Source organism: Pseudoxanthomonas sp. CF125, assembly GCF_900104085.1.
Lineage (GTDB): Bacteria > Pseudomonadota > Gammaproteobacteria > Xanthomonadales > Xanthomonadaceae > Pseudoxanthomonas_A.
In genome coordinates this window covers 778,205-792,088 of sequence record NZ_FNLD01000002.1, presented here as the reverse complement: position 1 = coordinate 792,088, position 13,884 = coordinate 778,205, and the positions used below count along the sequence as shown (strand labels likewise).

The window sequence follows — 13,884 nt, the reverse complement described above, 5'->3', positions numbered from 1 at the left end:
CGACCTGACGAAGAGCCCCGCCGGGATGTCAGCCACGCCAGTCTAGCCTGCGCTCCTCTTAGAGGGGAATCGCGCAATGCAGACCGGCACCGGATCATCGCCCAGGGCTTGGCCATCGGCACTCGCCTTTCGCCTGATCGCATGCGTGGCTGCGTGCATGGCGCTGCCGGCGGCGGCGCAGACTGCCGCCGCCAACGGAATCACGGCCTACCCGCCCGAGTATTTCGCCTCCGCTTCTCCGGCCAACGCGCGCGACATGCTCGATCGCCTGCCCGGCTTCACTTTGGTAGAAGCCGACGAGGACGTGCGCGGTTACGCGGCCGCGCAGGGGAACGTGCTGATCGACGGCGCGAGGCCCTCGAGCAAGCGCGAGGATATCGGCGATCTGCTCAAGCGCATTCCAGCCGCTGCGGTGGAACGCATCGAATTGATCCGCAGCGGCGCTAGCGGCGTGGACATGTCCGGTCACCCGATCCTGGCCAACGTGGTGCGGCGGCGCGAGGCCTCCACCGAGGCGGCGCTGGAAGCCGGTGCGGTGGCTTCCACCGACGGCTGGCTGTCGCCGCAGGGACAAGTGGAGTACGGACGCCGCTGGCAGGATCGCGCCCTGGATCTGGCGCTGAAGTTCGAACCCGAGCTGGACGACGACAGCGGGCGCGGCACCATCCGCACGTTCTCGCCCGAAGGCGGTCTGCTGGCCCTAAGCCGTCTGCGCACGCGCACCGTCGCCAGGAACAGCGAAGCCGGGGTGAGCTGGCGCCAGCCCGTCGCCGGCGGACGGCTGACCCTGACCGCCGCCGCGCGCGGCGAACGCGTGCGAACCAGCACCGGCATCGAAGCTGTCTTCGGCAATGCCGAGGACGAGACAGTGCAGGAATCGGAAGACAGCAAAGAAGTGGAATTCGGCGCGCGCTTCGTCAAGCAGTTCGGTGCCCATTCCACCATGGAGATGACGCTTTCGCAGCAACTCGGCTGGCTGGAGGGCAAGGAGCAATCGATCGAGGACGGCGAGCAGGAGACCTTCGGCGAGAAGACCGACACCGGCGAGACCATCGGCCACCTGGAACTGACCCACGAGCATTCGCAGCGACTGTCTTTCGTCACATCATTGGAAGGCGCATTCAATTTCCTGGAAAGCGAGGCGGCGCTGGTGCAGAACGGCGCGCCGGTCGCACTGCCTGGTTCGCAGGTAAGGATCGAGGAGAAGCGCGCGGAGGCCGCTTTCGGCGCACTTTGGAAACCGGCCAACCACTGGCTGCTGGAAGGGACCATGCGGGTCGAGCGCTCTTCCATCTCGCAGAGCGGCGACAGCCCGCTGCGACGCAGCTTCACCTACCCGAAGCCACGCTTGGCTGCGCGCTGGGATCGGGATCAGCGCAACCAGTTCCGCTTCGCCTTGTCGCGGGAAGTAGGCCAACTGGAGTTCGGCGATTTCGTCGCCTCCGCCTCGCTGGATTCGGATCTGGTGGCGGCGGGCAACGCCAGCCTGGAACCGGACAAAACCTGGCGCGCGAGCGCGGCGTGGGAGCGTCGCTTCGGCAGCGATGCGGCACTGACCCTGACCTGGACCCACGACGAGATCAGCGACGTGATCGACCGCGTGCTGGTGACCACGCCCGACGATGCGTTCGATGCGCCCGGCAATATCGGCGACGGACGCCGCGACACGCTGGTCCTGGAATTCTCCACGCCCCTGGACCGCATCGGATTCAGTGGCGCGCACCTGCGCACCTCGATGTTGTGGCGGCGCAGTCGGGTCACCGATCCGGTCACCGGCCAGTCGCGGCCGATCTCCGAGGAGAAGCCGGTGGAAGGCAGCATTGAGCTGACCCAGGATTTGCCCGCGTGGCGCATCAACTGGGGCGTCGAATTCGAACATATCGCAGAACGCGAAGCCAAATACCGCTACGACGAAGTGGCGCGCGAATCGGAAGACGCGGGATGGACGCTGTTCGTGGAGCGCCGCATCGGCGAACGCTGGCGCGTGCGCGCCGAAGCCACCGATCTGTTCGGCCGCGATTTCATCGAATCGCGCCGCAAGTACGACGGCCCGCGTTCGACCTCGGCGCTGGAGGAAACCGAACGCCGCGACCGCGAAACGCCCGGTTATTTCAGTCTGACATTCCGTCGTAGTATGGGCGGCTAGGCCAGCCTTCCGGCGCATCGTAGCCGTAATAGCCGCCGCCGCGCTTGAAGCGTTCCAGCCTTCCCAGCTCTTCGGGATCGGACTTGCGGTCCCAGGTCTTGACTCCGTTCTTCAGATCGGACGGCGTCAGCACCAACGGATCCCATACCGGCTCGCCCATCACGTCGTGCAAGGTGTAGGTGAGCGTGGGTTCGGCGCCAGTCATATCGAAGCGCATCAGGCCCACGTTCACCGAACGCGTCCAGGTATCGCGCACCCGCACTTCCGGCGCTTGCCGCGTGTTCTTGGCCGCCGGCATCTGCGCCAGCGGCGAAGAACAGAAATCGTAGAGATCGTAGCCGCCCTGGCCCGAGCGCGGAATGCAGTTCAGTTCGCCCATGTGCGAATCGCCCGAGATGCAGACCACGCCGCCGATATCGTTGTCGCGGATGAAATCGAAGATCTCGTTGCGCTCGGTCAGGTACACGCCCCAGGAATCGCCGCCCTTTTCGTTCTCGGCCGACGACCAGCCGCCGCCGATGGCCAGGACCTTGAACGGCGTCCGGCTGGCTTTCAGTCCGCGCTTCAGCCAAGCCTTCTGCGCCGCGCCGAGCATGGTCTTGCCGGCGTCGTCGGTCTTGTCGGTGGCATCGCGATGGTAACGTCCGTCGAGCACGAAGAAATCCACGCCGCCGTAGTGCTGCTTGAAGTACACGCCAGGATTACCGGACTCGCCGTAGCCCGGATTGGCCCAGAAGTTGCGGAAGATCTTGAGCGAATCGGCCTTGCGCGGGTTGGCGCCATCGGAGTTGTTATGGCCGAAATCGTGATCGTCCCAGGTCGCCAGTTGCGGAGTGGAGCGCAGCAGCGGTTCCAACCGCTCGACCACCCGGCCGCGGCCATACAAGTCGATCAGCGCGGCGTGCTGATCGCTGTCGGCGTAGATGTTGTCGCCCAGCCAGAAGAACATGTCCGGCTCCAGCGCGCGCACCGCGTTCCAGATGCGTTGGTCGGGGTCGTACTGGATGCGGCAGCAGGAACCGAAGGCGATGCGAAAGTCGGCAGGACCTTCCGGAGCGGTCCTGGTCTTGTGCGGCAGGAATTGGTAGCGATCTTCCTCGCCGGCGTACTTGAGGCGGTACCAATACGTGGTGTCCGGTTCCAAGCCTTCGGCGCGCAGCACTACGCAGCAATCGTTCTCCGCGCTCGCCACTGCGCCGGAACCGCGCATGACGGTTTCGAAGTAGCGGTCGGTGGAGTATTCCAACTGCACCTCGAACGCGCCGCTGGCCCGCACCCACACGGTGAAATGGTTCGGACCCGGAGCGCCTATCATCGGACCCTGCAAGGCACGCGGATATCCCAGCACTTGCGCCCATGCGCGCGGAACCAGCGCTAACGCGGCGGCAAGCCCGGTGCCCTTGAGGAAACTGCGGCGTCTCGGCTTCATCGATTCAATCCTGATCGAGCGCCGCGTTGAGTTTTTCCATCAGCGCATGCTGGACCGCACCGTTGGAAACGCAGACGTTGCCGCCATGCAGATCCAGCGCGCCGCCGGTGACCGAAGTCGCCACCCCGCCCGCTTCCTTCACCAGAATCACCCCCGGCGCCATGTCCCAGGCGTTGAGCGCGCGTTCCCAGTAGGCATCCCATCGGCCGGCAGCGACCCAGGCCATGTCCACCGCGCACGCGCCGGTGCGGCGGATGCCGGCCACTTCGGCGCTCAGCAGCGCCATCTCGCGCGCGAACACCGGGTGGTCCGGTTTGCCGGCAAAGGGGATGCCGCAGGCCAACACCGATTCGATCAGAGTGGCGCGCGTGGAGACGCGGATACGCTGGCCGTTGAGCCAACAGCCTTTGCCCTGCTCGGCGACATAAAGTTCATCGATCGCCGGCAGGTAGGTGACGCCGGCGACCACTTCGCCTTCGCGCGCCAGCGCCACATTCACGCCCCACAGCGGCGTGCCGAACAGGAAGTTGGTGGTACCGTCCAGCGGATCGACGATCCAGGTCTGCGAGCGGTCGCTGCCGCCGAACTCGCCGCCTTCCTCGCCCAGGAATCCGAAACCCGGCTGGGCTTTTTCCAGGATCGAACGCGTGGCGCGCTCCGCTTCCTCGTCGGCAATGGAGACCAGATCGGCCGGCCCGCTCTTGGAACGGATGCCGAGTTCGGACAGTTTGCCGAAATGTTTGCGCAGTCCTGCGCCGGCGGCTTGCGCCGCTTCGATCATCGCCTGCAGGTCACGCGAAGGTTCAAGCACGTCTTCTTCCTCAATCTCTAAGTTTGGTGCGCCACAGACTGGTGGCGAGCAGCGTTGCGACGACCGAGCAGCCGATCCAGAACCAGATCACCGGCCCGAAATCGTAGCTGCGCACAGCGCCCGCGACGGTCATGCCTTTTTCGATCAGCAAGCCCGATACCTGTTCCTGGATGCCCGCGCCGATGTAGCTGAAGATGCCGATCACTCCCATTGCCGCGCCGGCCACGCGCTTGGGCGCTATGTCCACCGCGAACAGGCCACCCAGCGAAGTCACCATGCCGGTCATGCCCATGCCGAACAGCAGCATGCCCGCCACCAGCACCGGCATGTTGGCCGGTCCGAAGAAGATCAGGCAAAGACCGATCAGTTCCAGCATGCCGAACAGCAGATTGGCCGGCGGACGCCTGCCATTGAATACCTTGTCGGACACCAGGCCGAAGGCGATGGCGCCGACGATGCCGGCCAGCGTGCTGACCATCAGCAAAGTGCCTGCCGCAGGCAAGGAGAAACCGCGTTCCTCCTGCAGGTACAGCACGCCCCAGGAGTTGATCGCGTAGCGGGTGACATAGGTGAGTGCGCTGGCCAGGCACAGCACCCAGATCGCAGGAATCCTGAGGATGGAGAACTGCAGGCCGATCACCGATTTGGCCGCAGGCTTGGCCGCCTCGCCGTAGTGGTCGTTCTTCCAATCGTTGACCGTGGGCAGGCCCATCGTGCGCGGCCGGTCCTGGATCAGCAGGAAGCAGCCGATCGCGGTGGCGATACCGATGATGCCCGGACCCCAGAAGCCCCAGCGCCAGCCCAGCGCGGCGACCGCGCTGCCGACCACCAGGAAGGTCAGGCCTTCGCCGATCGAGTGGGCGGTGCTCCAGACACCATAAGCACGGCCTCGCTCGCGGTTGGAGAACCAGCTGGTCATCGCCACCACGCCGCCGGGCGCGCCGAAGCTCTGAAACCAGCCGTTCAATCCCCACAGCATCACCGCCGCCCACAAGGCGGTAGTGAATCCCATCGCCAGATTGCACAGCGCCGTGGCCAGGAAAGCGAACGCCAAAAAGCGTTTCATGTTGGCGTGGTCGGCCAGGAAGCCGTTGGTCAGCTTGCCGATTGCGTAGGTGTAGAACAGCGCCGATCCGATCATGCCCAGATCGCTGGGCGAATAGATGCCCGTATCGATCAGCGGTTTCTTCACCACGCCCAATGCCAGCCGGCAGGTGTAGATAAGACCGTAGCCCAGGGTGATGGCCAGCATCACCCGGAACCGGTGGCGCTTGAACAGGCCGTCGATTTGCGCACGGTCGGACAGCTCCGGCAGATCGGGGCCGGTCGTGAAGAACTTCAGGATTCCACCAGCCACGATTCCCTCCCAGGAATGGTCGGACTTGCTATTCCATCGGATGCTTTATTCAGCGCATCGTCGGAATGACGAAGCTCTGGTCGGACACGGGCCCGCCTTTGGGCCAGCGCTGGGTGATGGTCTTGGTGCGCGTGTAGAAGCGCACGCCATCCATGCCGTACTGGTTGAGATCGCCGAAGCCCGAACGCTTCCAGCCGCCGAAGCTGTGGTAGGCCACCGGCACCGGAATAGGCACGTTGATGCCGACCATGCCCACTTCCACCCGGTCGGCGAATTCGCGCGCGGCATCGCCATTGCGGGTGAAGATGGCCACGCCGTTGCCGTACTGGTGCTTGGAAGGAAGTTCCAGCGCTTCCTCGAACGTCGCGGCGCGCACGATCTGCAGCACCGGGCCGAAGATCTCTTCGCGATAGGTCTTCATCCCGGCGGTGACGTGGTCGAACAGACTGGGGCCGAGGAAGAAGCCCTGTTCGCTGCCGGCCAGCGAGAAGCCGCGTCCGTCCAGCACCAGTTCGGCGCCTTCGTCCACGCCGGTCTGCAGGTAGGCCTCGATCTTGCTGCGGTGCGCAGCGTTGATGACCGGGCCGTAGTGCGCTTGCGCGTCGGTGGAGTTGCCGATGCGCAAGGCCTTGATCGCGATGACGAGCTTCTCGCGCAACGCTTCCGCCGTTTCCTCGCCCACCGGCACCACCACCGGCAAGGCCATACAGCGCTCGCCGGCTGAACCGTAGGCCGCACCGATCAGGTCGGCGACGGTCTGGTCAAGGTCGGCGTCGGGCAGCACGATGCCGTGGTTCTTGGCCCCGCCCATCGCCTGCACACGCTTGCCATGTTGCGCGCCCAGTGAATAGACCGACTGGGCGATGTCGGAGGAACCGACGAAGCTCACCGCCTTGATGGTCGGATGTTTCAGGATCGCTTCCACCGTGTCCTTGTCGCCATGCACCACGTTGAGCACGCCGGGCGGCAGGCCTGCTTCGATCATCAACTCGGCCAACCGCACCGGCACCGAGGGATCGCGCTCGGAAGGCTTGAGGATGAAGGCGTTGCCGCAGGCGATGGCCGGACCGAACATCCACATCGGGATCATCGCGGGGAAATTGAAAGGAGTGATGCCCGCGACCACACCCAAGGGCTGGCGTGCCGAGTACACATCGATGCCCGGACCGGCGCCCTGGGTGTATTCACCCTTCAGCAGGTGCGGAATGCCGCAGGCGAATTCGATGACCTCAAGGCCGCGCTGAAGGTCGCCCTTCGAATCAGCGATCACCTTTCCATGCTCGCTGGACAGCAGAAGGGCGAGCTCGTCCATATGCGCCTCCAGCAGGCGCTTGAATTCGAACATCACCCGCGCGCGGCGCTGCGGGTTGGCCTGGGCCCATCCTTTCTGCGCTTCGGCGGCAATGGCCACCGCGCGATCCAGCTCGGCGGCCGAAGCCAGCGATACGCGAGCCTGCACCAGCCCGCGGTTCGGGTCGAAAACTTCTCCGTAGTTGCCGGAGGTTCCTGCGACCGACTGGCCGCCGATGAAATGTTCGATGTTGCGCATGTTCGTATTCCTGAGTATTCGCGTCGTGCCGCACCTGGATCAGCGCTTGCGCACGATCCATTCGTGGGCGGGATCGTTGCGGAAGACCCATTGGCGCTTCGGGCCTGCCATCACGTTGAGGTAGTAGAGATCGTATCCGTGGGGCGCGCCGACCGGGTGGTAGCCACGCGGCACCATCACCACGTCGCCATCCTCCACCGAAATCGTTTCGTCCAGCGACCGGTCGTCGGTATAGACGCGCTGGATGGCGAAGCCCTGCTGCGGCTGCAGACGGTGGTAGTAGGTTTCCTCCAGCGCCGTTTCCTGTTCCGGCGTGGCGGTATCGTGCTTGTGCGGCGGATAGCTGGACCAGTGGCCGCCGGGCGTGATCACTTCCACCACCAGCAGGGCCTCGGCGGGTTCGGTCTCGGGCAGGATATTGCGCACGTAACGGGTGTTCGTGTCCTTGCCGCGAACCTCGCGCGTCATCGTCGATTCGTCGATCGCACGTACCTTTCCCGCACCGGTGCCGGGAGCCGTGCAGACAGCAAGTTCGACAGCGGTTTTCGCGGTGACGGTGCAGGCGATTCCCGCCGGAACGTAGACCGCACCCGGCGCCTTGTCCTCGAACGGCGTGGCGCGGCCACCGAGGTTTTCAAAGGTTTCGTCGCCGGCAGTCACATCCGCGGCGCCAGAAACGAGTACCAGGCAGGTCTCGCGGCCGGCATCGCTGGCGGCATAGGTCTGCCCCGCCCGCAGCTGTACCAGCTTGAACCCCACGTGCTGCCAACCCGCGCTGGCGGGCGTCACTTCCAGCACGGTGCCGGCAGCATCGGGCGCATGCGGGCGAACGCGCAGTTGCATCAGCGCAGACCCGCCCTGGCCGCTTCGTCGCGCAAGGTCTTCAATCCGAGCGCCGCGTAGGTGCGTGGATCTGCGAGCTTGGGATCCTGTTCGGCTTCGATCACGATCCAGCCGGAATAATCGATGGCCTTCAGCGCGCGCATGATTTCCGCGTAATCGAGGCCACCATCGCCGGGCACGGTGAACATGCCGGAGACCACGCCATCGAGAAAGCTGGAGCCGCCCTCCTTCGCCTTGGCGAAAGTTTCCCAGCGCACGTCTTTGCAGTGCACGTGGACGACGCGGCCGGGATGGTTGCGGATCACTTCCAGAGAATCCACGCCGCCCAGCGCCGCATGGCCGGTATCCAGGGTCAGCCCGACCGATGGGCCGGTATTTTCGATGAACGCCTGCAGGTCGGCCGCGTTTTCCACGACCGTGCCCAGGTGATGGTGGTAGGCGAATTTGAGCCCCTGCGCCTGGATATAGTCCGCCACTGCGGTCATGCGCGTGCCGAACAACACCCAGTCGGCGCCGGACAGGCGCGGCGTGCCGGTCAGCGGAATGCCGCGTTCCCCGTGCACGGCATTGCTGGTTTCGGCGAACACGAACACGGTGCTGCCCATCGCCTTCAATAGTTCAAGATGCGGTTGCAGCGCGGCAATTTCGGCGTCGGCGTCCTGGATCAGCAGCGATCCGCTGTACCAGCCGCCGATCAGATCTATGCCGTAGCTCGCAAGCAGGGGCTTGAGCGCGGCCGCGTCGCGGGGAAATTTACCGCCGAGTTCCACGCCTTCGAAGCCCAGTTCCTGGATGTCCTTCAGGATGCTTTCAAGCGGGGTATCGCCGCCCAATTCGGGCATGTCGTCGTTGGCCCAGGCGATGGGACTGACACCGAAACGTATGCTCATGACAGGTCTCTTTTCATGCGCACGCCGTGTTCGTAGGCGCGGCGTGCTGCGTTGACTTCGGAGCGGTCGGAAACTTCCGGGACGGCTACGTCCCACCACCAGCCGCCGGCTTCCGTGGTTTTCAATGGATCGGTATCTATGACCACGACATAGCTGCGGTCGGCGGCGCGGGCACGGCCGAGCGAGGCGCCGAGTTCGCCAAGCGTGGCCGCATGTTCGGACAATGCGCCGAGACTGCGCGCATGCGCGGCGAAGTCAATGTCCGCCAGCATCTGGTGGCGGGAATCCGCAAGCAGATTGTTGAAGCCGGGACTGCCGGTGGCCTGCTGCAGGCGGTTGATGCAGCCATAGCCGCGGTTGTCCAGCACCACTACGATCAGCTTGAGGCCCAGCATCACCGACGTAGCCAGTTCCGAGTTCATCATCAGATAGCTGCCGTCGCCGACCATCACCACCACTTCGCGCTGCGGCTCGGCCATCTTCACGCCCAGTCCGCCGGCGATCTCGTAGCCCATGCACGAGTAGCCGTATTCCAGGTGGTAGCCGCCGGGCTTGGAAGTGCGCCAGAGCTTGTGCAGTTCGCCGGGCAGACCGCCTGCGGCGCACACGACCACCGCGTCTTCGCCGACGCCGCGCTGCACCGTGCCGATCACCTGCGCGTCGCTGGGAAGCGCCTGATCGTCCGCACCCGCAGTGACAGCGGCGACGGTTTCGTTCCAGGCGGCGATGGCATTGCGATCGGCGAGCACGACCTCTTCGGCCACACACCAACCGCGCAGGCGCGCGCTCAGGGCATCGATGACGCTGAGCGCATCTCCGACAACGGGTTCGGCGCCGTGCTTATGGGCATCGAAGGCCTGAACATTGACCTGGAACAGCTTGCGGTCCGGAAACAGGCTGCGCGAACCGGTGGTGAAGTCCTGCAAGCGCGTGCCGATGCCGACGATGAGGTCGGCTTGCTGCGCCGCGGTGTTGGCGGCGGCAGAGCCGGTGACACCGATCGAGCCCAGCGCACGCGGATGCTGCCAGCCCAAGACGCCTTTACCGGCCTGCGTTTCGGCCACCGGAATCCCGCTGGTTTCGGCCAGCGCCGCCAGTGCGCTTTCGGCCTGGCTGTAGCGCACGCCGCCGCCGGCGATTATCAAGGGACGCTTTGCGGCACGTATCGCCGCAGCCAGCGCATCGAGCTCGTGCGCGTCGGCCGGTTGCCGGCGCTGCTTCCACAGACGGCGCTCGAAGAAATGCGCGGGATAGTCGAAGGCCTCGGCTTGCACGTCCTGGCAGAAGGCGAGCGTCGCCGGGCCGCAGCTGGCAGGATCGAGCATCGTCGCCAGTGCCCTGGGCAGTGCGTCGAGCAGTTGCTCGGGGCGCAGGATGCGGTCGAAATAACGCGAGACTGGTTTGAAGCAGTCGTTCACCGATACGGTGCCGTCGTTGAAATCCTCCAGTTGCTGCAATACCGGGTCCGGACGGCGGCTGGCGTAGACATCGCCGGGCACCAGCAGCACCGGCAAGCGGTTCACGTGCGCCAGTGCGGCAGCGGTGACCATGTTGGTGGCGCCAGGGCCGATGGAGGTGGTGCACACCATCGCCCGTTGCCTGCGCATCTGCTTGGCATAGGCGATGGCCGCGTGGGCCATGCCCTGCTCGTTGTGCGCGCGCCAAGTGGGCAGCGCGTCGCGGCCTGCATACAGCGCTTCGCCCAGGCCGGCGACGTTGCCATGTCCGAAGATCGCCCAGACCCCTGCGAAATAAGGTACTTCCGCGCCATCGACGACGACGTGCTGGGCGCTGAGCCAGCGCACCAGGGCCTGCGCGGCGGTGAGTCGTATCGTACTCATGTCAGCCTGCTTCCCCGGCGGCAACCGCAACGCGTGTCTTGGCCGCGCGCCATGCGTCCACCAGAACCGACAGCCGGCGCGAAAGATCGGCAATGGCGCTTTCATCGTCGATCTTCCCGGCCAACCACTTCTCCGCCGCGTCGGCGAATATGGTCCTGCCCACTGCGAATCCCTTCACGATCGGCGTGGAAGCGGCGGCATCGAACGAGGCGATCAGCTCCTCTTCTGGCGCCGACAACCCCAACAGCACCACACCGCGACAGCGTGGATCGTTGGCCGCGATGGTGCGCTCGATGTGGTCCCAGGCTTGCGGACTCTCGTTGGGCTCCAGCTTCCACCAATCGGGCTTCATGCCCAGATCGTAGAGCCGTTGCATGACGCGCGATACCGTGGTGTCGTCGACCGCGCCATTGCGGGAAGCGATAATTTCCACCAGCAGTTCATGCCGGGTCTTGCGCGCGGCGTCCTGCAGGCGCAGCAGCTGCCGTTCCTGGCGTTCGCGCAGATCCTGCGCGTCGTCGGGATGATAGAAGGCCAGACACTTGATTACGTGGTTGGCCGGCCAGGTGGCGATCTCGGTGGCCACGTCGGCGGAGCTTTCGAATTCCAGCGGGCAGGAGCCCGGCAACTCGATCGGCCTTCCTATCCAATAAGGCCGGTCCGCCGCCGCTTCCAGTCCGCGCATGCCATAGCGGCCGTCCAGCAGCACGCCGAAGCGGGGATCGCCTTTTGCCAGACGGTCCACAGCCTTGAGCGCCAGCGTCTTGAACTGGACGATGCGCGCCGGATCGGCGCCGACCTGTTCGCACAGGGCTTCGAACTGGCTGCGATGATCCATGGCCAGCACGGTGAGTTCGTCCCACCGCCCCGCCCGCGTGCTAGCCCAGTGCACGTGCTCCAGCTCCGCGTCGTCGCGCAGCCGGAACGGGCGCGCGGTCTCCTGCAGGAACAGTTGCAGTTCTTCCCAGGTCGGCATGGCCGGCGAACAACCGTGCCGCGAGACCACTATCGCGCCGCAGGCGTTACCGTATTCGCAGCAGACGTGCAGCGCTTCATCGCGCAGCCAGCCGCGCAGGAAGCCAGCCATGAACGCATCGCCCGCGCCCAGCACGTTGAACACTTCCACCTTGAACCCACGCCCGACCACCCCCTCGTCGAGGCGGTCGGGTATGGCCCCTGGAAACACGGAACATCCTTGCGCGCCGCGCTTGCATACCAGCAGCGCGGAGGTCTTTTCGCGGATCGCGCGCAAGGCGGCAATGGTGTCGGTAGTGCCGCCCAGGATGTGCACTTCTTCCTCGGTGCCCACGATCAGATCGCAAAGCGGCAGCACTTCCTGCAACCGTGCGGTCACCGCGTCGTGGGCCACGAAACGGTTCTCACCCGCGTCCTTGCCGGTCAGTCCCCACAGCACCGGCCGGTAGTCGATATCGAACACGATGCGCGCACCGGCCGCGCGAGCGATCTCGCAGGCGCGCAGGCTTGCGTCGAACACATTGGGGCGCGACAGATGCGTCCCGTTAATCAGCAAGGCGCCGGCCGAACCGATGAAGTCCGGGTCCACATCGTGCGCTTCCAGCGCCATATCGGCGCAATTCTCGCGGTAGAAGATCAGCGGGAAGGTGTCGGGGTCGCGGATGCCTAGGAACACCAGCGCGGTCAGGCGTTCGCCGTCTTCCAGCACGCCCTGCGTGGAAACCCCTTCGCGGACCAGCTGTTCGCGGATGAAGCGACCGAAGTGGTCTGCGCCCACACGGGTCAGCAGGCCGCTGCGCAGGCCCAGGCGCGAGGCACCGACCGCGGTGTTGGTAGGGCTGCCGCCGATGTACTTGGCGAAAGACATCATGTCTTCCAGCCGGCCGCCCACCTGTTCGCCGTACAGATCGATGCAGGAACGGCCGAGAGTGATCAGATCTAGTTGTCGCTCGGTCGCCGCCATGCAGGGCCGTCCCTCAGCCGGTTGTGGACGCCATTCGCCCCAATTGATGTAACATATATTCCATAAATGAAATTAAAGCAACATATGTTTCATTTTTTGGCGCGCTTGGCCGGCACGACCGCTTTCTTGGCGCCGCCCGCAGCCGGACTGGCGGCGAAGGCGTAGGAAATCACCAGCGCCTGGGCCAGGCACATGGAAGCGGAAAGCGAACGGAACTTGCGGATTTCCGCTTCGCGCACCTGCAGCACCAGCGTGGCCGGCTTGGCTACCGGGCTGACCAGGCTGTCGCTGATCGACAGCACCTTGGCGCCGCGCTCCACTGCCGCATCGACCACATGCACGGTCTCTTCCGCATACGGGTGGTAGCTGACCGCGATCAGCAAGTCGCGGGCAGTGATGGCGTGCACCTGCTGCAGCGACATGCCGCCCAAGCTATCGATGAAGACCGTGCGCTTGTCCACCTGCAACAGCGAATACGCAAGATAGGCCGCCACCGGGAACGAGCGGCGGAAGCCGGCCACGTACACCGTTTCTGCCTGGGAAATGAGCTTCACCGCACGACTGAGGTCGTCGCGGCCGACGATCTTGCCCAGGTTCTGCATGGCCAGGATATTGCCTTCGACGAATTCTCCCAGCACCTGCCCCGGGTCGCCGACCGCCTTGCCTTCCACGTTCTGGGTGAACTCGCGCACGCGCTCGCTGTAGCCCATCGGCGCAGTGCCCGACAGCAGGCCGTCGCGGAACAGGCGCTGCATCTGGGTGGCGCCGTCGAAGCCGAAATACTTGGCGAAACGCACGATGGCCGAGGGCTGCACGCCGGTGCGATCAGCCAGCACGGCCAGCGTCTCCAGCGCCACCGCGTTGGGCTCATCCAGCACGTAGCGGGCGATCTGCTGCAGACGCTTGCTGAGCGACTCGTAGCGGGCCAGGATCGCCGCACGCAGTTCTTCGGCCGTGGTCGGCGGGGTATTCGATTCGGCCATACGGCCACTCCTTGCCAATGCGATGCCCGGCACCTGCCGGAGAATGGAATATAAAGTATTTTCTTGGAAATTCTATTACAATATGAAATAGAATAG

The 13,884-nt window shown here is 64.9% G+C and carries 10 protein-coding genes; 1 reads left to right on the top strand and 9 read right to left on the bottom strand.

Translation table 11 applies throughout. From position 1 onward, the window contains the following. Positions 1 to 76 precede the first annotated feature (76 nt). Entirely contained in the window at positions 77 to 2,146 is a 2,070-nt protein-coding gene (locus BLR66_RS12975; protein ID WP_093287245.1) for a TonB-dependent receptor plug domain-containing protein, read from the top strand. Here the strand turns inward: BLR66_RS12975 and BLR66_RS12970 are convergent. The 9 genes from BLR66_RS12970 to BLR66_RS12930 all read right to left on the bottom strand — a co-directional run bounded on the left by BLR66_RS12970 (position 2,112) and on the right by BLR66_RS12930 (position 13,788). Beyond that, positions 2,112 to 3,575: an alkaline phosphatase D family protein gene (locus tag BLR66_RS12970; RefSeq protein ID WP_093287241.1), complete on the bottom strand. Its 1,464-nt coding sequence runs from the start codon at positions 3,573 to 3,575 to the stop codon at positions 2,112 to 2,114. The two genes, BLR66_RS12975 and BLR66_RS12970, sit on opposite strands and share 35 nt — an antisense overlap. A 4-nt stretch (positions 3,576 to 3,579) precedes the next feature. Continuing rightward, the gene (locus BLR66_RS12965; RefSeq protein WP_093287236.1) at positions 3,580 to 4,386 is read right to left on the bottom strand and encodes an inositol monophosphatase family protein; all 807 of its coding nucleotides are present in this window, start codon (positions 4,384 to 4,386) and stop codon (positions 3,580 to 3,582) included. 10 nt (positions 4,387 to 4,396) lie between these two features. Then, positions 4,397 to 5,743: an MFS transporter gene (locus BLR66_RS12960; RefSeq protein ID WP_218119640.1), complete on the bottom strand. Its 1,347-nt coding sequence runs from the start codon at positions 5,741 to 5,743 to the stop codon at positions 4,397 to 4,399. Between the two features lie 49 nt (positions 5,744 to 5,792). Next, positions 5,793 to 7,292: a CoA-acylating methylmalonate-semialdehyde dehydrogenase gene (locus tag BLR66_RS12955; protein WP_093287231.1), complete on the bottom strand. Its 1,500-nt coding sequence runs from the start codon at positions 7,290 to 7,292 to the stop codon at positions 5,793 to 5,795. Positions 7,293 to 7,331: 39 nt separating this feature from the next. Next, on the bottom strand, positions 7,332 to 8,135 hold the full coding sequence (iolB, locus tag BLR66_RS12950; RefSeq protein WP_218119639.1) for a 5-deoxy-glucuronate isomerase: 804 nt from the start codon (positions 8,133 to 8,135) through the stop codon (positions 7,332 to 7,334). Beyond that, positions 8,135 to 9,025, bottom strand: coding sequence for a myo-inosose-2 dehydratase (gene iolE / locus BLR66_RS12945; RefSeq protein WP_093287224.1), 891 nt, complete (start codon positions 9,023 to 9,025; stop codon positions 8,135 to 8,137). Before iolE ends, iolB begins: the two co-directional genes overlap by 1 nt. Beyond that, on the bottom strand, positions 9,022 to 10,866 hold the full coding sequence (gene iolD / locus BLR66_RS12940; RefSeq protein ID WP_093287221.1) for a 3D-(3,5/4)-trihydroxycyclohexane-1,2-dione acylhydrolase (decyclizing): 1,845 nt from the start codon (positions 10,864 to 10,866) through the stop codon (positions 9,022 to 9,024). The genes iolE and iolD overlap by 4 nt, the downstream gene beginning before the upstream one ends. Before the next feature lies 1 nt (position 10,867). Continuing rightward, positions 10,868 to 12,805, bottom strand: coding sequence for a bifunctional 5-dehydro-2-deoxygluconokinase/5-dehydro-2-deoxyphosphogluconate aldolase (iolC, locus tag BLR66_RS12935; protein WP_093287217.1), 1,938 nt, complete (start codon positions 12,803 to 12,805; stop codon positions 10,868 to 10,870). Between the two features lie 89 nt (positions 12,806 to 12,894). Next, complete coding sequence (locus tag BLR66_RS12930; protein WP_093287209.1) at positions 12,895 to 13,788, bottom strand: MurR/RpiR family transcriptional regulator; 894 nt, start codon at positions 13,786 to 13,788, stop codon at positions 12,895 to 12,897. Between the last annotated feature and the right edge of the window lie 96 nt (positions 13,789 to 13,884).